Source organism: Halomonas sp. SIMBA_159 (genome assembly GCF_046536035.1).
In the GTDB taxonomy this organism is placed as follows: Bacteria; Pseudomonadota; Gammaproteobacteria; order Pseudomonadales; family Halomonadaceae; genus Vreelandella; species Vreelandella venusta_A.
Map to the genome: position 1 here is coordinate 1 of NZ_JAWJBT010000195.1, position 352 is coordinate 352.

A 352-nucleotide genomic window follows, 5' to 3' on the forward strand; every position below is an offset into this window, starting at 1 on the left:
GAAGGACGGCGGGGGCGATGTTGAGCGCACTGTAAAGGCGCATGTGCCCCAGCGACCTCAGGTACCCAAGGAGCGCGAAGAGCAACACGCGCAAAAGCACCTCTGCGGAGAGGAAGATCCACAGCGTAAGCGTCACGCCCTGCAGGTCGGGCGGGATCGACAGGATGTCGACCAGCTGCGGCCACATCAAAAGCACCGCCAAGCAGAACGCAAGCGTTGCAAGGGCGCCAAGACCGGCCGCGGTTGCGACAATCGCCGGGGCCTGAGAGGGGGTCTTGCCGCCGAGGCTTCGGCTGACGAGGATGGTGGTAGTCTCCGATGTCGCCAAGGCAAACGCGAAAGAGAACCCCTG

At 63.9% G+C, this 352-nt stretch carries 1 protein-coding gene; it reads right to left on the reverse strand.

Annotation, left to right across the window (positions count from 1 at the left end):
* Window positions 1-352, reverse strand: a 352-nt coding sequence (locus R0J87_RS18960) for an MATE family efflux transporter (protein WP_498888165.1), incomplete at both ends; no start/stop codon positions are given.